Genomic DNA, 23,343 nt, shown 5'->3' with positions numbered 1-23,343 from the left:
CGATCGAAAGCGAAACGCAGATGACAGATGTTAAGTACTCCACCCGCCTTAATTCCTTTGGGCTGGGCAAGGGCAAGAAGTACCCCAGCGGCGAAGACTCGGTGATCGATCTGATCGCTGTTGCCGGAACCGTCAAGGGGTTGACGTCACTCGAACTGAACTACCCGGAGCACTTCGGTCAGCATTCAGTAGAGGAAATAAAGGCGGCTTTGGACAAAGCCGATCTCGATGTCCGGGGTATCCAGCTCCGTTGGCCGGCACCTCAGTTCTCCAACGGGGGATTCACCAATCCTGACCCCGCGCTTCGGGAAGCAGCGGTCGCGATGGTGAAGGAAGCCATCAGCCTCTGTCGGGAATTTGGTTCGGACCATGTATTGCTGTGGCCGGCTCATGACGGTTATGAATACCCCCTGCAGATGGACTACATGAAGTCCTGGAACTGGATGGTCGAAAGCCTTCAGGCAGTCGCCGATGTTGACCAGGACATCCGTATTTCGATCGAGTACAAACCGGCCGAGCCGCGTGGACGCACCATTCTGAACACCACGGGTGCAGTCATGAACCTCATCAAGGACTGTGACCGCCCCAACCTCGGCGTCACCCTGGACTTCGGCCACCTGCTGATGGCGCGGGAAAATCCGGCGCAGTCCGCCGCGATGTGCCTGCGGGAACAAAAACTGTTCGGGCTGCAGCTCAACGATTCGCATGGCGTGGCCGATGACGGTCTCGTGGTAGCGTCGATCCACTTCGCGGAGACACTGGAACTGGTGTACTACCTGCTCCGCGAGGGATATCAGGGAACGTACTACTTCGACACCGATCCGGTCAGGGAGAACCCTGTCGCTGAGTGCGAGATGAACATCGAGAGGATGCAGACCATCATCAACAAGGCCCGCGACTTGGTCAGGGACCAGCCGGATCTCCCCAGCGGAGATGCTCTGCGCTCATCGTCGGTTTTGTGGTCGCAGGTTGTGGGTGTCTAGGTGCGGTCAACCGGTGTCTGCGTCGTCGGGTCGGTAAACGCGGACCTCATTGCGTATCGCGGCGCAGAAGTAAGCGCTGCAGGATATGTGACGGGCGACAGCTTCGAGATGGCCGCGGGCGGCAAGAGTCTGAACGCCGCGATGAGCATCGCAGCGGTGGATCCGACGGTCTCCCTTGTGGCCCGCGTTGGCTCTGATGATTTGGGAAATTTCATCATCAGTGCCCTGCACGAACGCGGGATTGCAACCGAGGGCATCATTCGGGATGAGCGGACCCACACCGGCGTAGGGCACGTCAGAATCGATTCCCAGGGGGAATACGACACCGTCGTTATCCCCGGAGCCAACGGAAACTTCTCACCGGCAGACATTGACGGATACCTCGAAGCCCATGAACCGCCGGCCTTCGTAGTCCTGAACCTCGAAGTGCCGCTTCCCACCGTCAGGCACGCAGCGGCCCGCTTCCGGGAACTCGGTTCTACAGTGGTTCTGAACCTCTCGCCGGTGTGTGCAGAGGCCAGGTCGCTCCTCCGGCTCGCGGACGTCGTCGTTCTAAACCTCCGGGAAGCCTGCCACGTACTGGATGTCCCACACACCACAGATGTCCTGTTGCTCCTAACCGCTCTGCGGGAGGCCGGCGCGAAAACTCCTGTCCTGACGCTCGGCGGCGGCGGGGTCGCGGCCCTGCACGGAAATGACTTCGTGCAGGCGGACGTCGAACCGACAGTGGTTGTCAACTCAGTCGGAGCCGGTGACAGCTTCCTGGGAACAATGGTCCTTGCAATGGCCAACGGCCATCCGTTTCCCTTGTGCCTCAGGGCGGCCAACGAGGCCGGCCGGCTCGTATGCAGCAGGCCTGAGTCTTTCCTGACAACTGCTGACGTCCGTCATATCGAGGACGGCCTCGGAGTTTCCCTCGCCAACACCTCAATTGGCCACTAGCTGACCAGCATCCTGCCGGACCAGCACAATTCAAGAACCGTTGCGGGTGCTCCAAGCAATAGGTACCGCAGCAAGATCTAGCAAGAGTGCCGCATGTTGCGGGCCTTCCAATGATGAAAGGAACTATCACAATGACTAAACTTCCTCGCGCTGTTACACAGCTTTTCGCCGCCACGGCGGCAGTCGCGTTACTCGCAGCATGCAGTGCTACCCCTGACGGGCCAGCGGGCCAGCCCGCAGAGTCCGGCGGAGACCTGGTAAGCCTCGTTGACGCCGCCGCAAAGACACCGATTACGGATGTAAAGGCCAGCCTTGGCGAACCGGCAGCGCCAGCGGCCGACACGAAGCTTTGCTACATCACCCGGACGCTGTCCAACGAATTCTGGGGATTTGAGCGGGACGGCTTCGAAGCAGAGGCTAAAAGGCTCGGCGTCAACTACCAGACGTTTGATGTGACCGACGAATCCTCCATCACCGAACAGCTCGACAAGGCAAAGAGCGCCGCGAACCAGGGCTGCAGCGCCCTGCTTGCCTCGCCGATTTCCGCAACCGGCCTGGACACGGTCTTCACTGATGCATTGGCGCAGAATGTGCCGGTGGTCGTGTTGAACGACGCCAAAGGCAACATTCCTGGGAGTGTTTATGTCGGACCCGACGCACTGACTATCGGTGAAACGGCTGCTGAGTACATCGCCTCTAAGCTTCCCGAGGGTGGCAAGGTTGCCATGATCGAAGGCGACCCGGGCTCATCCAATGCACTGAACCGGGGCGAAGGGTTCAAGAATGGCCTGGCCAAGCATTCGAACCTGGAGCTGGTCGCTTCCCAGACGGCGAAGTGGGATCAAACCAGGGCGCAGGAAATTGCAACTGCCATGCTGACGGCCAATCCCGACATCAAGGCGTTCTATTCGCAGAACGACGGCATGGCGTTTGGAGTCGCAGCTGCCATCGCTGCCAAGAACCTCACGGGCAAGGTGGTGCTGGTCGGTACTGACGGCATTCCGCAGGCCAAGAAGGAAATTCAGGCCGGCAACATGACCGCCACGGTCAGCGAGCAGCCCGTGACCGAAGGCGCCAGCGGCGTGGATGCAGCCCTCTGGCTGATGGCGGGCAAGAAGGTTCCCGGATGGATCGACGTTCCGGCCTTCATCATTGATTCTGAGAACGTCGGGGAATACCCGACCGGAATGCCGTAAGGCAGAAACGGCACCCATCATGGTTACACCGCTGCTGGAACTGCAGAATATCGCGAAGTCATTCCCCGGAGTCCGCGCTCTGAATGACGTCAGCTTCACGTTGGAACGCGGAGAAATTTGCACACTGGCCGGCGAAAACGGGGCAGGCAAAAGCACGCTGCTCGCCATTCTCGGCGGCTCCCTCGTCCCCGACCACGGATCCGTCATCATCGATGGGCACGTACGGCAGCATTTCTCACCCCGCCAGGCACTGGCTGACGGGGTGAGAATTGCCCACCAGGAACCGGCCATCGTTCCACAGCTGTCCGTAGAGCAAAATCTCGTGCTGGGGCGCACAGCACGCCAGCGCCGGGACGCCGGCAAAGACATCGACCAGGCGCTGGCGGACGTCGCACAGATGGGGTTCCCGCTCAAGGCCAAAGCCTCCGTACGGGGGCTCAGCCCGGCCCAAAGGCACGCTCTAACCATTGCCAGGGCACTGGCCTTCGGTGCCAAGATCGTCGCCCTCGACGAACCCACCACCAGCATGCTCGAACACAACGTCGAAGGCGTCCTGAACCGGGTGCGCGAAATCGCCCACACCCGCGGCGTAGGCATCATCTACGTCTCCCACAAGATGCCCGAGGTCATGAGCGTCTCCGACAAAGTGGTAGTCCTGCGCGACGGCACCGTCAACTACACACAGCCGATCGCGCAGACCTCCGAACAGGACATCGTACGGAACATGGTCGGCCGGGAGCTGCTGTCATTCAAACGGCAGCACCCGGTCCCGCCAGAGGCTCCGGTCCTGTTTTCAGCCTCAGGGGTCAGCCACCCCACCGGCGGCGGTCCTCTTTCCCTGGACGTCCGGGCCGGCGAAGTGTTGGGCATCGCCGGCCTGGTCGGATCCGGCCGTACCGAGTTCTTGCGGGCCATCATCAGGGCGGACAAAGGCAGCACCGGCACCGTTAGTGTGGACGGGAAAAAGCGCAGAATCCGCTCCCCGCGGGACAGCAGAAACGCCGGCATCGCGTTCATCCCCGAAGAACGCAAGCACCAGGGCCTGGTCCTGCAGGTTCCTGCCTACTTCAACGTCGCACTCACCGCCGACAGGCAGTTCAACGGCTTTGGGCCCATCATCAGCGTGCGCAAGCAAATCGCCGCCGCCGAAGAAGCAGCCGCGCGGATGTCACTCCGGCCGGCCAATGTACGCCTCAACGCCCGCCAGTTCTCCGGCGGCAACCAACAAAAAATTGTGATCGCCAAATGGACCTGGCGCAACACCAAAGTATTCCTCTTCGATGAACCCACAAAGGGAGTAGATGTCGGCGGCAAAGTCGAAATCTACGAACTCATCGACGCGCTGGCCAAAGCCGGAAGCGCAGTAATCGTGGTTTCCTCAGACCTTCCGGAAATCATCTCCCTCAGCGACCGCGTCAAAGTAATGCGCCAGGGTCAGTTCGTCTCCGAGCACACCGGCGACGACATCAACGAACACAGCCTCGTGGCCAACGCCATGGGCATCGCAGAAAGAACAACGACATGAGCCAGCCCACCCTGCCAAAGAAAGACCAGGCCGAAGACAGCGAAAACGCGACGAACCGAAGGCCCTTCGCAACAGCCATCAAAAAGTCACGCACCCGGCCGGCACTGAACCTCCAGGCACTGGGAATCTACATCGCCGCAGTTGTCATCTTCCTCATTTTCGGGTTGCTGAACCCCAACTTCCTCACCTCCGGCAACCTCCGCGACATCGCCATCTCAGCGAGCGTCAACGCCATCATCGGGCTCGGAATTACCTTCGTCATCATCACCGGCGGTATCGACCTCGCCGTCGGCTCCATCGCGAGCTTCGTCGGAATCGTCACTGCCTCCCTCATGGTCAATGCGGGCACCTCGCCCTTCCTCGCCCTGCTCGCAGGCATCGCCCTCGGCCTGGCCTGCGGAGCCGTTAACGGGCTGCTCATCACCAAACTCAAACTGCCGCCGTTCATCGCAACGCTCGGCACCATGAGTATCTACCAGGGCTTCGCCTACGTCGTCACGAACGGACGCCCTGTCTACAACGTCCCCCGGGACTTCGTCTTTATGCTCAACAGCTACGTCGGCGGCATCCCTGTCGCGGTCATTCTCGTGGCGGTTCTCGCCGTCCTCTGCTGGCTGCTGCTCCGTCGGACAGTCTTCGGGCAAAACGTCATCGCTACCGGCGGCAGCGAAGAAACGGCATGGCTTTCCGGCGTCCGCGTCGACAGGGTGAAAATCGCCGTCTACGCCCTCTCCGGCGTACTCGCGGGAGTCGGCGGACTGGTCATCGTCGCACGCATCAACGCAGCCCAAACCGATGCCGGAAGCCCGTATCTGCTGACGGCGATCGCCTCCGCCGTGATCGGGGGAGCAAACCTCATGGGCGGCGAAGGACGGATCGCCGGTACCTTGGTCGGGGCCCTGATCCTCGGTGCGCTCACCAACGGCCTGGTGCTGCTCAACGTTCCCAGCTTCTACGAACAGATCGTCACCGGGCTCGTCGTCGTCATTGCCGTTGCCCTGGACCAAGGCAGCAAGGGATGGCCGCTGCTGAAGAAGAAAAAGACAGAACCGCAAAAGGAAGCGACAGCATGACCCAGCGTCGGCCGTGACCGGCTGCGGAGGAGAACTACCTGATTGACCAGAGCCGGTAACGGCGGCAGCCGAACAGCGCTGCTGCCGTTGCCGGTTTGCCGGTCCCTATAGACCCCGGACAGCTGAAAGGAGGAGTTCCATTGCTGAACTTTGAAATTATCGACGCCCACCACCACCTGTGCGACTTCTCCCGCTCCTACCCCTGGCTTCGGGGACCGGCGGAGCCGTTTCGCTACCATGGGGACGACCGTGCGCTGAGGCGGGACTACTTTATCGAGGATTACCTGGCCGACGCTCAGGAATTCGAGTTGGCCGGTTCGGTCCATGTCGAGAACGGCGCCGCGGACCCGCTGTGGGAAGCGGAGTGGATCCAGGACGTGCATGACAGCGGCGGCTTGCCCTCGGTCCAGGTGGCCAAGGCTTCTCTGGCCGATCCAGGAGTATTAAGCCGACTTGAAAGGCTCGCCTCTGTCCCATCGGTACGCGGAATAAGGGACATCCTCAACTGGCACCCCGACCCCCGCTACACCCATACCTCCCGCCCGGACCTGATCACCGACCCCCGCTGGCTGGAGGGATTCTCGCATCTGTCGTCCCTGGGCCTGTCCTTTGACCTACAGGTCTTCCCGCACCAACTGGATCAGGCCGCTCATCTGGCTGCCAAGCATCCGGACACAAGCATCATCCTTGACCACGCGGCAATGCCCATTCTCCGCGATCCAGCTTCCCTCCGGGTCTGGCGGGCAGGCATGGATAAACTGGCGAAGCAGCCAAACGTAGTCACTAAGGTCTCCGCATTGGGAACCAACGACCATTCCTGGACGACGGCGTCCATCCGGCCAGTCATCCTGGAAACCATCGAGGCCTTCGGTCCGTCCCGCACAATGTTCGGAAGCAACTTCCCCGTGGACGGCCTCTACTCCAGCTTTACCGCGCTCTATAGTGCCTTCGACGACGTAACCGCCGCCATGACGGATGGTGAACGCCGGGACCTCTTTGCCGAAACGGCAAGGAAAACCTATGGCATCGGCACCTCCGTGCCGCCTGCCTAGCCAATGAGCGCCTCCGTGGCGATGTAATTGACGACGTGAAACAGAGGCATCAAAAAGGCCCGCCTCATCCCTGCAGTGGGTGAGGCGGGCCTTTTCTGCTGGTTGGGTTGCCGGGCAGCTGCCCGCGCAGGGCACAACTACTGCGCCGGCACCAGGTCAGCCAGGATCTGCTCCAAAGTCTCTTCAACGCCTCCTTCAGACGTCAGGATCATTCCTGCCTCGTCTGCTTCGAGCGGCTCGAGAGTTTCCAGTTGTGAGGCGAGGAGGGATGCAGGCATGAAATGACCCGGCCGTTGGACCAGCCGCTTTTCCAACACGGGCGCGTCCACGGTCAACAGAATGAAGGTAGTTGAAGGAGCAGCCGCACGAATGGCATCCCTGTAGGCGCGCTTGAGCGCTGAACAGGCAACGACAACCCCATGATCGTGGGGAGCTGAAAGTTCGGTGCCGACGATGTGGAGCCACGGCTGCCTGTCGTCATCGGTGAGAGGGATGCCTGCAGCCATTTTCCTGACGTTTGCTGACGGGTGCAGCGAGTCGGCGTCGATGAAGGTTGCCCCTATTCGCGCGGCAAGAGCGGTGCCCACTGCCGTCTTTCCTGCCCCGGACACTCCCATGACGACTATTGGGCGGTGCACTAGAGGACCCCTTGGCGCGTTGTTCCTGCTGGAATGGGTGCCATCCGTGTCACTACGACGGGTGTTTCCAGGAGGCCGTCCAGGGCGGCGTTCAGGCGTTTGACCGGGTCGCCGTCGCCGTGGGCGTCGAGCAGCTCAGCTGATTCCCATTTCTCGATCATGAGGATCTGGTTGTTTGGGGCTTCGTGTATCGCGTAGAGCAGGCAGCCGGGTTCCTGGTGCACTTCGGTGATCGCGGGGGAGAGGGCTGCGACGACCTGTTCGAAGGCGCCTTCCTTTGGGTTAAAGGCAGCAGTAACGACGACGGTCATGGTGAGGTTCTCCTTGTGTTAGACGGTGTGCTTGAGGGCGAAAGGGGAGGACGCGGGGCGGACCGACGGCCAATGTCCGTCGGTCCGCTGAAATTTCCGCTTGGTGTTCGTACAAGCTCAGCTGAGGCTGGCCAGGTTTGGGCTGTCAGATGTGGCGAGGTTCAGGCCGGTTTCGCTGTGGAAGTAGCTCGCAAGCCGGGGGTCCACTTCGACGGTGCAGGCATCACCGGTGAAGAGGCGGGTTTGGCCTTCCTGCCGGACCCAGATGAGCTCGTCCTGGTTGAGCTCCCATAGTTTGAGGTTGAGTGCGGGATCGGGCTGGACACCGATAAGGGTGTCGGCGCCCAGGTCTTCGATCCGGCGTACGGTTCCGTGCAGGCCCACGCCGAAGGCGTCTGAGGACACGGACAGGTGTTCGGGCCGCAGGCCTACTGTCACTCCGCCGTTGGCCAGCCTGCTGCCGGCGGTCGCCCCGAGCCGTATCCCGCCAATTGTTGCTGATCCGTCTTCTGCAACGCCGCTCAGGAGGTTCATGGGCGGGCTGCCGATGAAGCGTGCCACGTAGGTATTGGCGGGCCGGTTGTAGATTTCCTGTGGGGTTGCGTGCTGCTGGACGATGCCGTTGTGGAGGATGACGATCTGGGTGGCCATGGTCATGGCTTCGACCTGGTCGTGGGTGACGTAGACGAAGGTCTTGCCGATTGAGCGGTGCAGCCGGACGATCTCGCCTCGCAGTTCGGCACGGAGTTTGGCGTCGAGATTGGACAGTGGTTCGTCCAGCAGGAACATGGAGGGGTTGCGGATCAGTGCCCGCGCCAGGGCTACACGCTGGCGTTGGCCGCCGGAGAGTCCACCGGGCTTGCGTTTGGCGTAGTCGTCCAGGTCCAGCATGGAGATAACTTTGTCCACGTTCGCTGCAATGTCTTTGGAAGCGCCGTGAATCCGGCGGGCCACGGCGCTGATGCCGGGGATGTGCTGCCATCCCTTGAACTTGTCGAGTACCAGCGGGAAGGCAATGTTTTCGCGGACGGTGAGGTGCGGGTACAGCGCGTAGGACTGGAAGACGAACGCGACGCCGCGTTCCCGCGGGCTCTGGCGGTTGACCCGAAGGTTGTCGAAAATGACGTCGCCGGAGGTCGCGTCGGTCAACCCGGCGATGATGCGCAGGAGGGTTGATTTTCCGGAGCCTGATGCGCCGAGCAGAACCAGGAACTCGCCGTTGTCCACGTCGGCATTGAAGTCATGGATGACCTGGGTATCCCCGAAGCGCTTGCTGATGTTTCGAAGTGAAAGCTTTGACATGACTAGCCTTTGACTGATCCGGCCGTGAGGCCTGAGACGATGCGGCGTTGGACGAGGAGGAAGAACACCAGCGCCGGGAGGGTGAAGAGTAGGGCCGCGGCCATCACCGAGTTCAGCGAGGTAAGGTATTGGCCAATGAAGGAGGCAAGGCCAACGGAGGCGGGCCAGAGGTCCCGTTCGGCGATGAAGGTCTTGGCCAGCAGGAACTCGTTCCAGCCATCAAAGAAGTTGATGACCGCGGCGGCTGCGACGCTGGGGAGGATCAACGGGGTGAGGACCAAGGACAGGATGGTAACGCGGGGGCATCCATCCACCGATGCTGCTTCTTCGATCTCGTAAGGGATGGCGTCAATGGCTCCCTTGATGATCCAGACACTGACGGGCATGGTGAACGCAACGTTGGCCAGGATCAGCCCGCCCATACCGTTCAGCAGGCCAAGGGATGCGAAGAGGGCGTAGATGGGGACGACGAGCAGCGCCTCGGGGAGCATTTGGGTTGCGAAGAGCAGGAACCCCGCGGCCCCCTTGCCGTGGAACTTGAAGCGGGAGAGGGCGTAGCCGGCCAGCACCGCGAAGACCAGGGAGAGCAGCGTGGTTCCGCCCGCGATAACTACCGAGTTGGTCAGCCATTTGAAAATCGGAACACTGCCGATGAGGTCGCCAAAGTCTATGAGGCGTTCCCAGTGGGGCCACCAGCCCTGGGCCTGGCCGTACAGTTCTGAGTCCTCGCTAAGGGCGGTGTTCAGCATCCAGTACAGCGGGAAGCCCGAGAAGAGAACCAAAGCTGCCAACATGATGTAGCGGAAGGGTTTGCTGAACTGCCGCTGGCCGGGTGCTTTCAGCCTGCGCTTGTGGGGCGCCTGCTGCACGGATTTTTGGGCTTGGTCGATGCTCATGTTCTAGGCCTCCTTCGCGGCGTTGCGCCGCTCAATGATGAAGTACACAACGGTGACCAGGAGCGAGAGCACCAGGCCGAGAGCGCCAATGGCTGCTGCCCGGCCGAGTTCCTGGTTGCTGAACGCCTGGCGGTAGACGTTGACCACCAGGGTGTTGGTGCTGTCTACCGGTCCGCCGCCGGTGAGGAGGTAGATGATCTCAAATCGCCGGATGGACCAGATGGTCATGAGGAGCGTCACCACCCGGACAGTCGGGGCGATGTGGGGCCAGGTGACGGCCTTGAACGTCTCAAGGGCGCCGGCCCCGTCCATCCGTGAGGCTTCGTACAGTTCGCTGGGGATGGACTGGAGGGACGCGAGGACCACGAGCATGACCAGGGGCATGACTTTCCATACGGAGGTCAGGACCACGGCAGCCATGCCGTACTTCGGGTCGACGAGCCAGCCTTGCTGTCCGACGCCGAATACGCCAACCACCTCGTTGAGGACTCCGTCGGAGCGGTTGAAAATCCAGCTGAAGATCAGGGCGGTCGCAACAGTGGGAACAGCCCACGGGAACGTGATGATCGCCCTGACGATGGTGCGGCCCTTGAAAGCCTGGTTCAGGAGCAAGGCCGCACCAGCGCCCACGAGCACGGCGAAGGCCACCGTTGCCGCCGTATACAGGATGGTGGCGCCGAGGGAGTTGTAGAACTGGCTGCTGCCGAGGAGCCGGGAGTAGTTGTCCAGCCCAACGCCTGTCCCACCGTCGGGCCTGACAAGCGGGGTCTTGGTGAAACTGAGCCGAATGCCCTGAACCACCGGGATGATCATGAAGATGACCAGGTAGATGACGGCGGGGCCGATGTAGATATAAGGGGAGAGCCGCTGCCACATGTGGTGGCGCGAGGGGGCGTCCTGTATTTGGTCCGGCGCCGCAGTTGGCGGGGAGATGGGAATTCGGAGCGACATTGCCCTGATCCTTTGCTTAGGTCCGCTCAGCCGAGCAGCTGGGTTACTTGGGTCTGCGCCGTGGAGAGCGCGGTTGCAGCGTCGCCGCCGTCGACGAGGTAGCGTTCGACCTGCGTCATGACTTCACGCATGATGGCCTTGGTTTGCGGTTCAAAGCCCTTGATGAGCGGACTTCTCGATTCTGCGGCAAGGTCAATGAATGCCTTGGCCCACGGGTTTGCCGCGGCGTAATCGGGGGCGAGCGGAACATCGGTGGCCAGGGTCGAGGGGCCCATGGCCTTCCGCAGTTCGGCCTGCCCTTCGTCTGAGCCCACCCAGCCGACGAAGTCAACGGCGAGGTTCTTGTTTTTCCCGAATCCATTGACGGCGAGCACAATTTCCTGGTGCGCTGAAGGTCGGGGGAGGGGAATGCGGTCGGCATACCCGATGTCGGCTGAGGTGAGGGTCTTTGACGAGCGCAGGATCCCCGCAACGGTGGAGGATACATCGATCATCATCCCCAACCGGCCTTCGCGGAACTTGGTGCGCATGGTGGACGCGTCATCGCCGATCGGCATGGCACCGGAACGGTAGATCTCCCCGAAGGCCTCCACGCCGGCAATGTTCTCCGCCGAATCGATGGTGGGCCGTGAGCCATCGGACCAGGATCCGCCGTGCCCGTAGGTCCAGACATCAAAGTCCATGAACCACGAATCAAATTCAGTCATCTGGTGCCGGACCCCGAAGCCGTCCAGCCCGGTTGCCGAACGGATCTGGCTGGACGCTGTGATGAGCTCCTTGACGTTCGACGGCGCCGTCACGCCGGCCTGGTCCAGCAGCTTGCGGTTCCAGAAGAAGTTCCAGTTCAGCCGTTCCCAGGTAATCCCGTACTGCACACCGTTAACCACTCCGGACTCGTTCGTATGATTGAACGGGGTGCCCTTGTGCGAGGAAATAACGGACGTGAGCGGTGCAAGGATGCCGGCATCGGCCAGTGGGTAAAAGTTGACGTCCTGGACAACGAAGACGTCCGGGCCGCCCTTGCCGCCAAGCTCGGTGTTGAGCTTGTCCGCAAAGGAGAGGAACGGCGTCGTACTCTGGGCAAGGACCGCGGAGGGATTGGCAGTCTTGTAGGCCTGAATTGCCTGCCACATCGCTTCTCCGCGGCCGGGCTCCAGCCACTGCCAGCTGCCGAACTTGAGGGTTCCCCCGGCCGACGCAGCCCGGTTGGGGTCAAGCGCCGGGGTAGACCCGCACCCCGACAGCAGCAGGCCGGCGGCAGTGGCCCCGGCAGCCCCAAGGAATGAGCGCCGGTCGATCATGGTGCCGGAACCGCCTCAAGGGCAAGGGCCTCAGTTTCGCGACGCAGTTCCAGGGCCTGGGCGAGCGAGTCGTCCATGATGACGTCGTCCCAGCGGACGATCCCGCCCTTGGCCACGTCATTGCGCAGTTCCACGTGGTGGGCCAGGGCGACCGGCAGTTCACCGGTAGTAACGGAATGCTTCGCGGAAACGAGTTGGCCCCACACGGTGTATCCACCTTCGCCGTCAAGGAATTCACCGGCCTTAAGGTCCTTCTTGGCGGTGGCGACAACGTCGCCGAAGAACCCGATGGGCGAGCCCGTGGAGATTCCGCGGAGGACGGCGTTGGCGATTGATACGTTCAGCTCAAGTCCGACGTAGTGGTAGGGGCGGTACAAGGCGGCGTACTGGCCGGTGGGGTCCGGGTGCCAAGGGTATTCGTTGAAGCAGCCGGAGACGTACTCGTTTGTGGCTTTCACAACGACGAACACGCCTTCCTGGGTGTTGTGGGGGATCCAGGTGCCGTCACGGTTAACACTGGACATGACGTCGACAGTGCCTTCGTGTGCGAGGGCTCCTCCGACGTCTGCAGGGCGGCAGATTGAGGCGATTTCCTCCACGTCTCCCGGCGTGAACGTCAGGCCGGTATCAGAGGGGACAAGTCCTGCGCCGTTGGCGACGGCAGCCATTTCGATGGCGGCTTTGGTGCCGTCCCGGAAGGAGGTGTGCATGTTGGGGTTGAGCTGTCCGGAGTCGGTGAGCTCCTTGGAGAATTCCCAGTTCTCCCAGACGTTGTCCGGGTTCATCTCGTGGTAATGCTCGAGGAATTTGGCGCCCTTGCCGGCGCAGACGACGTCGAATCCGCTGGTGCGGGCCCAGTCGACGAGTTCCATGATGAGGGCTGGCTGGTCGCCGTATGCCATCGAGTAGACGACACCGGCTGCTTCTGCCCGTTTGGCCAGGGCGGGCCCTGCCAAGGCGTCGGCTTCAACAGTGACCATGATGATGTGCTTTTTCGTTTCGATGGCGCGCAGCGCGTGCTTGACACCGACGATGGGGTTGCCAGTGGCTTCCACGATGATGTCAATATCGACGTCGAAGAGCTCGTCCGCGTTGGCCACGATGGCAGTGGACCGGTCCCTGAGGGCAGTTGCTATGTCGGAGGCGATCTGGTCTTTGGGCCATCCAACGAGATCGAAAGCACCTTCAGCGCGCTTGACGTTGATGTCTGCGATGGCGACAACGTGGATGCCCGGAATGTTGTTTGCCTGGGCCAGGTACATCGTCCCGTAGCGTCCGGCGCCGATGAGTCCAACCCGGATGGGCTTTCCGTCGGCCTCGCGTTGGGTCAGGAGTTTGTGCAGATTCATGGGTTGCCTTTCAAGGGATACGGCGCTGTTCCGGAAGGGGTGCAGGCTGGTTTGGACCAGCCGCAGCTTTGGGGGTTCCAGAGTTCCTCTTAGGACCCGTCGCCCTGGGGCGAGCCTGCAGAACAGGCGGGACGGAACTAAGGTAAACTAAGTGGAACCGGTTACACTTTTATGTCACAGGGGTGGGCCCGGGGTCAAGCCCTAGGCTGAAAAAGTTCCAAGATGTCCAAGAAGTGTCAGCCAAGGAGTAGGCGTGCAGAAACAACCGACCATCCGCGACGTTGCCCAGGCGGCCGGGGTGTCCGTTGCAGTCGTCTCCCGGGTGCTGAACCCAGGGTCAGGTCCAGTCGCCGCAGCCACGCGCAGCAGGGTAAATGAAGTCATGCAGAACCTGGGCTACCATCCCCGCACGGCGGCCAGGGAGCTCAAGTACGGCCCTCCCACCACACTGGGGTTGCTGCTCGCTGATGTCTCCAACCCGTTTTTCGCCCGCCTTGCCGACCAGGTAGTGCAGGAAGCTCACTCCCGCGGAATTCAAGTGCTGCTGATGACCACCCAAGAGGATGACCAGTTGGAGTCGGAGCGCCTGTCGACACTGATCGAACGCCGGGTCAGTGGGATTATCGCGACGCCGACCGGCAACAACTTGGCGATCTGGAAGAAGCTTCAGGACTTGGGGACCGATGTGGTTTTTGTTGACCGCTCGATACCGTCGCTCCCCGAGGTGGATGTCGTGAGCATCGACAATTTTGAGTCTTCCCGCTCTGCCACAGCGCTCCTCGCTGCGCACGGCCACCGCCGCATCGGGATCATCTCCGGGCCTGCATCTTCAACCACCGGGCGGGACAGGATTGCTGGCTATCGGCAAGCCATGGAAGCGGCCGGCCTCGAGCAGGACGAAAGCCTCATACGGCACGCCGCGTTCCGGGGTCCGGCGGGAGGAGATGCTGCATCGGCGCTGCTCGGCATAGAGAACCCGCCGACCGCTTTGGTAGTTGCAAATACCGCCCAGGTAACGGAAGTCCTTCGGCGCCTCTCCCACGCGGGAATTGACATCCCTCGCACCTTGTCCGTCATCGTCTTTGAAGATTCACCTTGGACGGAACTCATGACCCCACCACTGACAATCGTCAGGCAGCCCATAGATCTGCTTGCCCGGCATTCTGTGCAACTGGCTTTGTCAAACACGCAGGGCAAAGCGTCGGGAAAGCCAAACGTCATACGCGTCGCGGCCGAACTCGTCGAACGCTCCAGCGTGGCGCGGCTGCAGTTCTCGAAGTAGCTCCAAGCTGGCATATGCCCGGCCCGCGAGTGGTTTACAGCCTAAGCCGCTTGTGGTACAAAAAGTGTACCGGTTCCACCGTTGCTTGCGGCCATGCTCCGATGTGACTTCTGCAGACGCCTGATTCCGTTTCACCCTCAACTAAGGACCTGAATGTCTAGATACGATCGCCCCTCGCTTGCCCTCCTGGGGTTGGGTCCAATGGGTGAACCCATGGCACGCCGGCTGCTCAACGGCTATGGCGAGCTGACCGTCTGGAACCGTACGGTTTCTAAGGCGGAAGCTTTGACGGGACTCGGCGCCCGCGTCGCGCGCTCACCTCTTGAGGCCGCGGCCGACGTCGTTCTCACCGTGTTACCGGACCTCAGCCACGTCGAGTCCTTGCTGCCCGGAGAAGAAGGCCTGATAGCCGGATGGTCAGCGAAGGGCATCGCCAGACCGATACTCGTCGTGCATGGGACCGTCTCGCCGGGGGCAGTGGCGGCCTTTGGCGAACGCATTCTTCGCGACCACGGAGTGAGGGTCCTGGACGCCCCCGTCAGTGGCGGGACCGTGGGTGCCGAAAACGGCACCCTGAGCATCATGGTGGGCGGGGACGAGAACGCGCTCAGGTCGGTCACCCCAGCGTTCCAGGTCATGGGCAGCACAATCCGTCATATGGGTCCGGGAGGGTCAGGCGCACTCGCCAAGGCCTGCAATCAGATTGTTGTCGCCGGCACAGTCACAGCAGTTTCCGAAGCCATGCTCCTGGCGCGCGGCGGGGGCCTCGACCCATCGGTGATGCTGGAGTTGCTCCGGGGCGGGCTGGCAGACTCCGAAGTCCTGCGTCAAAAAGGGCACAGATGGATAGACAGCGACTTCACAGGAGGCGGCAGCGGCAAAAACCAGCTCAAAGACCTAAACTTCGTCCTTGGAGCGGCTACAGCAGCGCACCTGGAGCTGCCCATGAGCAAGATCATTAGAAGTCTGTTCGAAGAAATGGTCGCGCGGGGCGACGGTGCCCTTGACCATACGGGAATTGTCCGGACGATCGCTCAGCGCAGCAACGCTCTTTCGGACGCCTGATAAGCCTGACGACGGCCCTTCTGTAGCTGGAAAACGAACGCCGATAACTGTGTCCGTATCGCTTCACCGTTTAGCTATCAGCTCACCGATCCCACCGGGCGCATCTGGGGCCACGTGAACCGCAGAAACTCACCTCGCCGTCCATAACCTCCTAAGTCATTGAAGCCAGTAATTCGAGTTCCGCTCAATGGTGCCAGGACCGGTACTGCGGCTTTGACGCCGTGCGCTCGCAGAAAAGGGGTCAGGGAAATAGCTCCGGGAGGCTGACCGGGAAAGTTCAAGGTTTTTATAACTCGAATTGCCTATGTTGGGCGTACCCCCAGAAAACAGTTCGGAGTGGTCATGAATTTTCTGCACGACGCCGCCCTCAAGAAACCATCAAACCGTCACCAGTTTGGCAAGGTGCCGGGCGGAGCGGCGGTCCTCCTGGCCGGCGCAACGTATGGCGCCGTGACGATCGCCTTTGAGCTGGAGTTTTCCGACGGCGCGCATGAGAACGTCTTACGTCTCGCTGTGCCGCCGGTTACCAGGATGGAGGCCTTCTCATGAGCCCGCTGAACATGTATATCAACGACGGGTTCCTTCCCATGGTGGACGGATCGCTCGTTTACCACCGGGGGTTCGGCGACAGGGCTACTCGGACAACGGACGCGAATCCGGCACTGAAGATGAGCCCACACGTCTTTACGGCCGCCGGTGCTGTGAAAGCCAGCCGCCACTACCCCCTTAATGCTCCTTTGCCTCCTTTCGGAAGGCCGCAGCCCTTAAGGGAGGACCCGCAGTTCGAGCGCCAGTTTCTGCCCCGGCGTGCTCACTGGGCCAGCTACTTTCCGGAGCGGACGCTCATTGCCGAAACGGGCAGTACCGTCAGCATCCTGCTCCACAACAACTTGTCCCAACCACACGAACTGCGCTTTCACGGTGCACGTGCGGCGGCCGCCGCCGGTGGGCCCCGGGCAGACGTCAGCAGTGGAATTGTCAACCCGGGGCAAAGGAAAGAAGTGAAATTCCTAGCCCCCGCGCCCGGCACGTACCTGTTCTCCGACCCCGGGAACGAGCCTGTCGAAAGAACCCTGGGCCTGTACGGTGCCTTGGTTGTCATTGATCCTCGACATGCGTGGCGGCTTAGCCCTGGTGGCGCAGAGTTCGAGCGCCAATGGCTGTGGCTGTGCCACGATGTCGAACCGAACTGGGCGCGCATCGCCTCCAAGGGGCAAGCGGTAAATCCCATCGCCACCCCTGCCGTACCGCGGTACTTCACGCTCAACGGCTACTCCGGCTTCCAGGCACTGGCACTCACTACCGACGAGGTGTTCAACGAGCACCGGGAGGAGGACACGCTCCCCTCAGGCTTCCCCCGGGAAACAGACGTGCGGAACTTCAGCGCGTCCCCCCAGCCGGGTGCAGTCCGCACAGGGCAGCTGATGAGAATGGTGAACGCCGGCATCGCGGACCACCAGCTGCACTACCACGGGAACCATGTGTGGACAGTGCGGGCCAACGGCATCGACTTCCCCCGTACAGGTGGCAGGGTTAGCCCTGTAGGCGACGTCATCCTTCAGCAGTGGGAGGACACAGTCCAGCTGCAGCCACTTGAAACCAAGGAAGCCATGCTGCCGGTCCGGCGTCCGCCCGAAGTCATTGACGAAGTCTGGGACGCCAGGACCGAGGACTGGAAGTACCCCATGCACTGCCACGCCGAACCGTCGCAGACAGCCGCAGGTGGCCTCTACCCTGGTGGTTTAATGTCCGACTGGGTGCTGGCCGCAAAACCCATACCGGAGCCCGGACTGCCGGAAACGGTGGAGGACGAGGCGCACCACACGTTCCGGAGCCAGGTGGACTTCGCTTCGGACCAGCCGCATGAGGGCAGCCCTGAAACCGAATTCCGCCTCCGCCCCAACGTCTCAGTCGAAATGGATTTCTTCAGCAGGGAACTCGATTTCCCCGACGGCTCGGAGCACGAGATATGGAGCTTCGAGAACGACAAGTCAGGACGTCAGCTGCCGGGGCCGGTGGTGCGGGTGACGGAAGGGCAAATCTTCCACGCGACCATCAAGCCCAGCAAGAAGGTTCACACCATCCATTGGCACGGCCTGGAACCGGATCCCCGCAATGACGGCGTGGGTCACACCTCCTTCGAGGTGACAGGACATTACACCTATCAGTGGCGGCCGGACGCTGCAGAAACCGGCAACCCGAACCGCGGCGCAGCGGGAACGTACTTTTACCACTGCCACGTCAACACTCCTCTCCATGTCCAAATGGGCATGTTTGGAGCGGTGATCGTGGACCCCGCCGCAAACCCGGCAAAACCGGCTGCTCCGGGAACCCGCCGTCACTCGTTCGAAGGACCGCTATATGACATCGCGACGGAAACGCTGATCGCCCCGTATTCAATCGATCCGCGATGGCATGAAATGAACCACGCAGAGGGCCTCTCAGGGGAGGACGCGGGCCTTAACCGCTTCCAGCCCCGGCACTTCTTCCTGCTGGGCGGCGTCATACCGGCCCGGCCCCGAGGTGATCGGGTCTGGGCAATCTCTGCCATGAAGGCGAACGTGGTGACCGGCAAAAAGGTGCCTACCCTGGTGCGAATGGTGAACGTGGATTACTTCCCCACCCGCACGCGGTTCCTCGATGCCGCCGGAAGGCCGGTGGCCATCGCCGAACTGGTGGGGCATGATGGCCGTCCGTTTTGGAACACCCCCAACCCGGCAGGGCCGGCCGTTCCGCCGTCCTCGGCAGGGAAGCCGCTGTTGACCAGCATCATCAAGTCCGGGGCGGCGGAGAAGTTCGACTTCCTGCTGCGCCCGCCAAGCGCTGGAAAGTACACCATCGCCATCGATTTCCAGCACTGGATCACCGGTCAGGTTCTCGCGACCCGGACTGTGACCGTCACCGCCGCATAAACAAGGCTGTCTATCCGATGGACAACAAAAATGGGCAGGCTTAAACTTGCTGCGCTGGGACCCCGACAATGGCGACGGAGAGGGTTCGAGATGGGAAATCAGGAAGACGCAGCCGTGGTGCGGCGCGGCTATGAAGCCTTCAACGGAGGCGACATGGAGACGCTGATGGGCCTGTTCGCTGACGACGCGGTCTACCACGTTGGCGGCAGCGGTGGCCTCGCCGGCGATAAGCAGGGCAAAAAGGCGATCATGGCCTACTTCGCTGAATTGTTCACCCTGTCAGGCGGCACGGCCAAAGTTGAACTGCAGGACGTGATTGCCGGAGAACGTCACACGGTCAGCGTGCAATCCGCTGAGGCACAGCGCAACGGGAAGTCAATGAAGCAGAACGGGGTCCTCGTGTTCACGCTGAGGGACGGGAAAGTCACCGAGGTCCGCGAATTTCAGGAGGACACGGCCAAGGCCACAGACTTCTGGTCTTAGGCACTGTCTCCATAACCGAGTGAACGTCCGGGCCGACCGCACAACGCAGCCGGCCCGGACGCCTTACTCGGTAAAACAGGATCAGCGCAGGTCGAAGCGGTCAAGCTCCATGACCTTCACCCACGCCGCCACGAAGTCGTTGACGAACTTCTCCCTGGCGTCGTCGCTCGCATACACCTCGGCGATCGCGCGGAGCTGCGAGTTGGAGCCGAACACCAGGTCCACGGGTGTGGCGGTCCACTTCAGCTCGCCGGTAGCAACGTCAGTGATCTCGTAGACGTTCTCTTCCCCCTCTGACGCCTTCCACTTCGTGCCCGGCGAGAGCAGGTTGACGAAGAAATCGTTTGTCAGGACCTGCGGCCGGTCGGTGAGAACACCGTGCGCGGTACCGCCCACATTGGTGCCGAGGGCACGCATGCCGCCCACGAGCGCCGTCATCTCGGGCGCAGACAGGTCCAGCAGGTACGCCTTGTCCAACAGGAGCGTCTCCGGCGCCAGCTTTCCACCAGGGCGCACGTAGTTGCGGAACCCGTCCGCCCGCGGCTGCAGGTATCCGAAGGACTCGACGTCGGTCTGGTCCTGCGCGGCGTCGGTGCGGCCGGGCCGGAACGGCACAGTGACGGTGACGCCTGCGTCCCGCGCCGCCTTCTCCACCGCGGCAGAGCCGCCGAGGACGATCAGGTCTGCCAGCGAGACCTTTTTACCCCCGGTCTGGGCGGAGTTGAACTGCTGCTGCACCCCCTCAAGGGCCTGCAGCACAGTGGACAGCTGCTCGGGCTCGTTGCCTTCCCAGCCGCGCTGGGGCTCCAGCCGGATCCGGGCACCGTTGGCGCCGCCGCGCTTATCGGTCTTGCGGTAGGTGGAGGCCGAGGCCCAGGCAGTGCTGGCGAGCTGCGAAACAGACAAGCCCGAGTCCAGCAGCCGGGCCTTGAGCGAGGCGATGTCCTGCTCGTCAATCAGTTCGTGGTCCACTGCCGGGAGCGGGTCCTGCCAGAGCTGGGCCTCCGGGACCCAGGGTCCGAGCATGTGCGGGCCAACCGGACCCATGTCGCGGTGCAGCAGCTTGTACCAAGCCTTGGCGAACGCGAGCGCGAACTCGTCCGGGTTTTCCAGGAAGCGCCGCGAGATTTCCCCGTAGACCGGGTCCACGCGCAGCGAGAGATCCGTGGTGAGCATCGTCGGCCGGTGCTTCTTCTCCGGATCGTGGGCGTCCGGGATGATCCTCTCGGCGTCCTTGGCCACCCACTGGTGGGCGCCGGCGGGGCTCTTGACCAGCTCCCACTCGTGTTCGAAAAGGATCTCGAAGAAGCGGTTGCTCCACTCGGTGGGCCGGTCCGTCCACGTGACCTCCAGCCCGGAGGTGATCGTGTCCTTACCCTTGCCGGATTCGTAGGTGCTGAGCCAGCCCAGCCCCTGCGTCTCGAGGTTGGCGCCCTCGGGCTCGGGGCCAACGTGCGCGTCGGCGTCGCCTGCTCCGTGGGTTTTGCCGAAGGTGTGGCCGCCGGCGATCAGGGCCACGGTCTCCTCGTCGTTCATGGCCATGCGCTTGAAGGTCTCACGGATAAACGCCGCCGCCAGTAGCGGGTCCGGGTTGCCCATAGGTCCCTCGGGGTTGACGTAGATCAGGCCCATCTCGGTGGAGCCGACTTCCTCGGACATCTGGCCTTCGCCGATGTAGCGTTCGTCGCCAAGCCAGGTGTCCTCGGGTCCCCAGAAAATTTCCTCGGGCTCCCACACGTCCTGGCGGCCGAATGCGAAGCCAAAGGTCTTGAATCCCATCGACTCGAGGGAGACGTTGCCCGCGAGGACCAGCAGGTCCGCCCAGGAAAGCTTCTGGCCGTACTTCTGCTTCACCGGCCACAGCAGCCGCCGGGCCTTGTCCAGGTTGGCGTTGTCCGGCCAGCTGTTGAGCGGTGCGAACCGCTGGCTGCCGTCCCCTGCTCCGCCGCGGCCGTCGTGGACGCGATAGGTGCCGGCCGCGTGCCAGCTCAGCCGGATCATCAGGCCGCCGTAGTGGCCGAAGTCTGCGGGCCACCAATCCTGGGAGGTGGTGAGGACCTGGATGATGTCCTGCTTGAGCGCCTCGACGTCGAGCTTCTGGAACTCTTCGGAGTAACTGTAGGTGGGGCCGAGCGGGTTGCCCGAGGGGTTGTGGGAGTGGAGCACGGAGAGGTCCATCTGGTTCGGCCACCAGTCGGCGACGGTCCGCGGCCGGTGCCCCTTGGGCTGCGGCGAATCGATCGCCGGGTTCTCACTTTCGCTGCCATGCGAGGTCACGCTGCCATGCGCCACGGGGCAGCCGCCCTCAACCTTCTGGTCCAGGCCTTGGGCACTTCCGGGCGTGGGGACCGGGGGGTGTTCCTGGGGATCGGTCATGTGCTTCCTTCCATGTGGCCGAGGCCGTGGTCGGACTCGGGCGGCCGGTTCAACCCTCCTATGTAACCACGAGCGGGAGTGCGGGGAGAGACCCCTCAGTGCCGACGCTTAACGCAAGCGGCCGACGGCGGGAAGTCCCGCCGTCGACCGCTTGCCTTGGGTGCCACTCAAGTTAGCCCGCCCATGTTGCTCAGTCAGCTCGCCGTCACGCTCTCCCGCGCAATGGCGGGCTCTGCAGATTCAGTGCCAGCTTTGTGGGCCTCCAGGTCATCAAGCGACTTGCCCCTGGTGTCGGGGGACAGGAGCGTGGCCAGCGCTGCGACGGCGCAGATACCGAACGTGGTCAGCCCGATGACCAGGGGGACGTTGGTGGATCCCGGGGGAGCGATCGCGGTGAAGATGCTCGGGAAGAACGACGCGATCATGAGGCCCAAATTCTGCGACACGGCGAACCCTGTCACGCGGATCCGCATGGGGAACTGCTCCTGGAAGAACGTGGCAAAGGTGGCATTCCACATCTGGAAGAAGATGCCTTGGACAATCACGATGCAGACGAAGACCAGTGCCAGGCTTCCCTGCTCGATGGCCCACAGGTATCCGCCGGCCAGCACGCCGCCGCCGATGCCGCCGGCCACCATCAGCATCCGCCGGCCGATCCTGTCGGAGAGTGCGCCGAAGAGCGGGATGGTGGCCACGGCGGCCACGTTGGCAATGAGGGTCACCCAGAGGAATTCGCTGCTAATGAAGCCGTTCCCGTAGCCCTCCTGGGTGGCGTAGGAGACGCCGAAGATGAGCGTTGCCATGCCGATCACGTTGGTGAACGTCATGATGACACAGCGGACCATAACCCAGGGGTGGCTGCGGACGAGGTCAACGAGGGGGAACCGGGGCTTCGCCTTGCTGGCTCCGGTCTGCGCCAGGTATGCCGGCGGCTCCTGCACGCGGCGGCGGATGATGTAGCCGGCCAGGATCACGAAGGCGCTGAGCAGGAACGGGATGCGCCAGCCCCAGGACTGGAACTGGTCGGCGGGGAGGATGGCTGCAAGGGGAAGGAGCACGGCGGTGGCAAGGATGGAGCCCACCTGTGTGCCCTGCAGGCTGAAGCTTGCGAAGAAGCCGCGCCTGGCGTCGGGGGAGTGCTCCACGATCATCGCGCTGGCTCCGCCCAGTTCACCGGCGACGGCGAAGCCCTGGATCAGGCGGAGGATCACCAGGAGGATCGGTGCCAGGACGCCCACCTGTCCGTACGTGGGCAGCAGTCCGACGGCGAACGTCGCGAAGCCCATCAGCAGCATGGCAAAGACGAGCACCTGCTTGCGGCCGTGCCGGTCACCGTACGCGCCCAGGACCACAGCGCCGATGGGGCGGGAGACGTAGCCCACCGCGTAGGTGGCCAGCGAGGCGATGATGGCCACGGTCTTGTTCTCGGACGGGAAGAAGATGGCGGGGAAGATCAGCGTGGCGGCCAGCGAGTACAGGGCGAAGTCGTAGTACTCAAGTGCGCTGCCGATCCAGCCGCTCATTGCGGCCTTCTTCGGATCCCGCTTGCCAGCGCTGGCTTCGGGGATTGGATGGCTTTCACCGGGGATGGTGCTCATTCGGAGGAATTCCTTCGTCGTCATTGGCAAGGAACCGGAACTGTCCTGTTCCGGATGGTCGACGTGACCTTGAAGGGTTCAAAGGCTTCGGAAAGCCCTTTCCCTTGA

20 protein-coding genes are annotated in these 23,343 nt (G+C 62.4%); 11 read left to right on the top strand and 9 right to left on the bottom strand.

Annotation, left to right across the window (positions count from 1 at the left end; genetic code table 11):
* The first annotated feature begins 20 nt into the window (after nucleotides 1-20).
* The 6 genes from CXQ88_RS07120 (at nucleotide 21) to CXQ88_RS07095 (ending at nucleotide 6,771) form a co-directional block, all read left to right on the top strand.
* On the top strand, nucleotides 21-983 hold the full coding sequence (locus CXQ88_RS07120) for a sugar phosphate isomerase/epimerase family protein (RefSeq protein WP_146069171.1): 963 nt from the start codon (nucleotides 21-23) through the stop codon (nucleotides 981-983).
* Nucleotides 984-1,925: a PfkB family carbohydrate kinase gene (locus CXQ88_RS07115; RefSeq protein WP_104043474.1), complete on the top strand. Its 942-nt coding sequence runs from the start codon at nucleotides 984-986 to the stop codon at nucleotides 1,923-1,925. It abuts the gene before it with no gap.
* 131 nt (nucleotides 1,926-2,056) lie between these two features.
* Entirely contained in the window at nucleotides 2,057-3,121 is a 1,065-nt protein-coding gene (locus CXQ88_RS07110; protein WP_181037435.1) for a sugar ABC transporter substrate-binding protein, read from the top strand.
* Nucleotides 3,122-3,140: 19 nt separating this feature from the next.
* On the top strand, nucleotides 3,141-4,646 hold the full coding sequence (locus CXQ88_RS07105; RefSeq protein ID WP_104043472.1) for a sugar ABC transporter ATP-binding protein: 1,506 nt from the start codon (nucleotides 3,141-3,143) through the stop codon (nucleotides 4,644-4,646).
* Nucleotides 4,643-5,719, top strand: coding sequence for an ABC transporter permease (locus CXQ88_RS07100; RefSeq protein ID WP_104043471.1), 1,077 nt, complete (start codon nucleotides 4,643-4,645; stop codon nucleotides 5,717-5,719). Before CXQ88_RS07105 ends, CXQ88_RS07100 begins: the two co-directional genes overlap by 4 nt.
* Nucleotides 5,720-5,859: 140 nt before the next feature.
* The gene (locus CXQ88_RS07095) at nucleotides 5,860-6,771 is read left to right on the top strand and encodes an amidohydrolase family protein (protein ID WP_181037434.1); all 912 of its coding nucleotides are present in this window, start codon (nucleotides 5,860-5,862) and stop codon (nucleotides 6,769-6,771) included.
* A 137-nt stretch (nucleotides 6,772-6,908) separates the two neighbouring features.
* Here CXQ88_RS07095 and CXQ88_RS07090 read toward each other — a convergent pair whose 3' ends face one another.
* The 7 genes from CXQ88_RS07090 to CXQ88_RS07060 all read right to left on the bottom strand — a co-directional run bounded on the left by CXQ88_RS07090 (nucleotide 6,909) and on the right by CXQ88_RS07060 (nucleotide 13,519).
* Nucleotides 6,909-7,409: a gluconokinase gene (locus tag CXQ88_RS07090; RefSeq protein WP_258061714.1), complete on the bottom strand. Its 501-nt coding sequence runs from the start codon at nucleotides 7,407-7,409 to the stop codon at nucleotides 6,909-6,911.
* A complete protein-coding gene (locus CXQ88_RS07085; protein WP_104043468.1) occupies nucleotides 7,409-7,720 on the bottom strand; it encodes a putative quinol monooxygenase in 312 nt (103 codons plus the stop codon). The genes CXQ88_RS07090 and CXQ88_RS07085 overlap by 1 nt, the downstream gene beginning before the upstream one ends.
* A gap of 117 nt (nucleotides 7,721-7,837) precedes the next feature.
* Nucleotides 7,838-9,022, bottom strand: a complete 1,185-nt coding sequence (locus tag CXQ88_RS07080) for an ABC transporter ATP-binding protein (protein ID WP_104043467.1) — start codon at nucleotides 9,020-9,022, stop codon at nucleotides 7,838-7,840.
* A gap of 2 nt (nucleotides 9,023-9,024) precedes the next feature.
* Complete coding sequence (locus CXQ88_RS07075) at nucleotides 9,025-9,918, bottom strand: carbohydrate ABC transporter permease (protein ID WP_104043466.1); 894 nt, start codon at nucleotides 9,916-9,918, stop codon at nucleotides 9,025-9,027.
* Between the two features lie 3 nt (nucleotides 9,919-9,921).
* Nucleotides 9,922-10,869 carry a carbohydrate ABC transporter permease gene (locus tag CXQ88_RS07070; RefSeq protein WP_104043465.1) on the bottom strand — a complete coding sequence of 316 codons (948 nt, stop codon included), beginning with the start codon at nucleotides 10,867-10,869 and terminating at the stop codon, nucleotides 9,922-9,924.
* Between the two features lie 26 nt (nucleotides 10,870-10,895).
* Nucleotides 10,896-12,170 (bottom strand): extracellular solute-binding protein, encoded by a 1,275-nt coding sequence (locus CXQ88_RS07065; RefSeq protein ID WP_104043464.1) that lies wholly within the window; start codon nucleotides 12,168-12,170, stop codon nucleotides 10,896-10,898.
* Nucleotides 12,167-13,519 (bottom strand): NAD(P)H-dependent oxidoreductase, encoded by a 1,353-nt coding sequence (locus tag CXQ88_RS07060; RefSeq protein WP_104043463.1) that lies wholly within the window; start codon nucleotides 13,517-13,519, stop codon nucleotides 12,167-12,169. Before CXQ88_RS07060 ends, CXQ88_RS07065 begins: the two co-directional genes overlap by 4 nt.
* Nucleotides 13,520-13,772: 253 nt before the next feature.
* Between CXQ88_RS07060 and CXQ88_RS07055 the strand changes: the two genes are divergently transcribed.
* The 5 genes from CXQ88_RS07055 (at nucleotide 13,773) to CXQ88_RS07035 (ending at nucleotide 19,261) form a co-directional block, all read left to right on the top strand.
* The gene (locus CXQ88_RS07055) at nucleotides 13,773-14,801 is read left to right on the top strand and encodes a LacI family DNA-binding transcriptional regulator (RefSeq protein WP_104043462.1); all 1,029 of its coding nucleotides are present in this window, start codon (nucleotides 13,773-13,775) and stop codon (nucleotides 14,799-14,801) included.
* A 153-nt stretch (nucleotides 14,802-14,954) separates the two neighbouring features.
* Nucleotides 14,955-15,866, top strand: coding sequence for an NAD(P)-dependent oxidoreductase (locus CXQ88_RS07050; protein ID WP_104043461.1), 912 nt, complete (start codon nucleotides 14,955-14,957; stop codon nucleotides 15,864-15,866).
* 342 nt (nucleotides 15,867-16,208) lie between these two features.
* Nucleotides 16,209-16,415 carry a hypothetical protein gene (locus CXQ88_RS07045; RefSeq protein WP_146069170.1) on the top strand — a complete coding sequence of 69 codons (207 nt, stop codon included), beginning with the start codon at nucleotides 16,209-16,211 and terminating at the stop codon, nucleotides 16,413-16,415.
* The gene (locus CXQ88_RS07040) at nucleotides 16,412-18,778 is read left to right on the top strand and encodes a multicopper oxidase domain-containing protein (RefSeq protein WP_104043459.1); all 2,367 of its coding nucleotides are present in this window, start codon (nucleotides 16,412-16,414) and stop codon (nucleotides 18,776-18,778) included. Before CXQ88_RS07045 ends, CXQ88_RS07040 begins: the two co-directional genes overlap by 4 nt.
* A 90-nt stretch (nucleotides 18,779-18,868) precedes the next feature.
* Nucleotides 18,869-19,261: a nuclear transport factor 2 family protein gene (locus CXQ88_RS07035; RefSeq protein ID WP_104043458.1), complete on the top strand. Its 393-nt coding sequence runs from the start codon at nucleotides 18,869-18,871 to the stop codon at nucleotides 19,259-19,261.
* 81 nt (nucleotides 19,262-19,342) lie between these two features.
* Here CXQ88_RS07035 and katG read toward each other — a convergent pair whose 3' ends face one another.
* On the bottom strand, nucleotides 19,343-21,637 hold the full coding sequence (gene katG, locus CXQ88_RS07030; RefSeq protein ID WP_104043457.1) for a catalase/peroxidase HPI: 2,295 nt from the start codon (nucleotides 21,635-21,637) through the stop codon (nucleotides 19,343-19,345).
* A gap of 194 nt (nucleotides 21,638-21,831) precedes the next feature.
* The gene (locus tag CXQ88_RS07025) at nucleotides 21,832-23,235 is read right to left on the bottom strand and encodes an MFS transporter (RefSeq protein WP_104043456.1); all 1,404 of its coding nucleotides are present in this window, start codon (nucleotides 23,233-23,235) and stop codon (nucleotides 21,832-21,834) included.
* Nucleotides 23,236-23,343: the final 108 nt, after the last annotated feature.

It is taken from the genome of Arthrobacter sp. ZGTC412, assembly GCF_002929215.1.
Taxonomy (GTDB): Bacteria; Actinomycetota; Actinomycetes; order Actinomycetales; family Micrococcaceae; genus Arthrobacter.
The sequence above is the reverse complement of the archived record's forward strand: the minus strand, read 5'-3'. Positions and strand labels throughout refer to the sequence as shown.

Bases quoted from the DNA above. Each gene is read 5' to 3' on its own strand.
- CXQ88_RS07120 (WP_146069171.1), top strand. From the start codon at position 21: ATGACAGATGTTAAGTACTCCACCCGCCTTAATTCCTTTGGGCTGGGC.
- CXQ88_RS07110 (WP_181037435.1), top strand. From the start codon at position 2,057: ATGACTAAACTTCCTCGCGCTGTTACACAGCTTTTCGCCGCCACGGCG.
- CXQ88_RS07105 (WP_104043472.1), top strand. From the start codon at position 3,141: ATGGTTACACCGCTGCTGGAACTGCAGAATATCGCGAAGTCATTCCCC.
- CXQ88_RS07100 (WP_104043471.1), top strand. From the start codon at position 4,643: ATGAGCCAGCCCACCCTGCCAAAGAAAGACCAGGCCGAAGACAGCGAA.
- CXQ88_RS07085 (WP_104043468.1), bottom strand. From the start codon at position 7,720: ATGACCGTCGTCGTTACTGCTGCCTTTAACCCAAAGGAAGGCGCCTTC.
- CXQ88_RS07080 (WP_104043467.1), bottom strand. From the start codon at position 9,022: ATGTCAAAGCTTTCACTTCGAAACATCAGCAAGCGCTTCGGGGATACC.
- CXQ88_RS07075 (WP_104043466.1), bottom strand. From the start codon at position 9,918: ATGAGCATCGACCAAGCCCAAAAATCCGTGCAGCAGGCGCCCCACAAG.
- CXQ88_RS07070 (WP_104043465.1), bottom strand. From the start codon at position 10,869: ATGTCGCTCCGAATTCCCATCTCCCCGCCAACTGCGGCGCCGGACCAA.
- CXQ88_RS07065 (WP_104043464.1), bottom strand. From the start codon at position 12,170: ATGATCGACCGGCGCTCATTCCTTGGGGCTGCCGGGGCCACTGCCGCC.
- CXQ88_RS07060 (WP_104043463.1), bottom strand. From the start codon at position 13,519: ATGAATCTGCACAAACTCCTGACCCAACGCGAGGCCGACGGAAAGCCC.
- CXQ88_RS07050 (WP_104043461.1), top strand. From the start codon at position 14,955: ATGTCTAGATACGATCGCCCCTCGCTTGCCCTCCTGGGGTTGGGTCCA.
- CXQ88_RS07045 (WP_146069170.1), top strand. From the start codon at position 16,209: ATGAATTTTCTGCACGACGCCGCCCTCAAGAAACCATCAAACCGTCAC.
- CXQ88_RS07040 (WP_104043459.1), top strand. From the start codon at position 16,412: ATGAGCCCGCTGAACATGTATATCAACGACGGGTTCCTTCCCATGGTG.
- CXQ88_RS07035 (WP_104043458.1), top strand. From the start codon at position 18,869: ATGGGAAATCAGGAAGACGCAGCCGTGGTGCGGCGCGGCTATGAAGCC.
- katG (WP_104043457.1), bottom strand. From the start codon at position 21,637: ATGACCGATCCCCAGGAACACCCCCCGGTCCCCACGCCCGGAAGTGCC.
- CXQ88_RS07025 (WP_104043456.1), bottom strand. From the start codon at position 23,235: ATGAGCACCATCCCCGGTGAAAGCCATCCAATCCCCGAAGCCAGCGCT.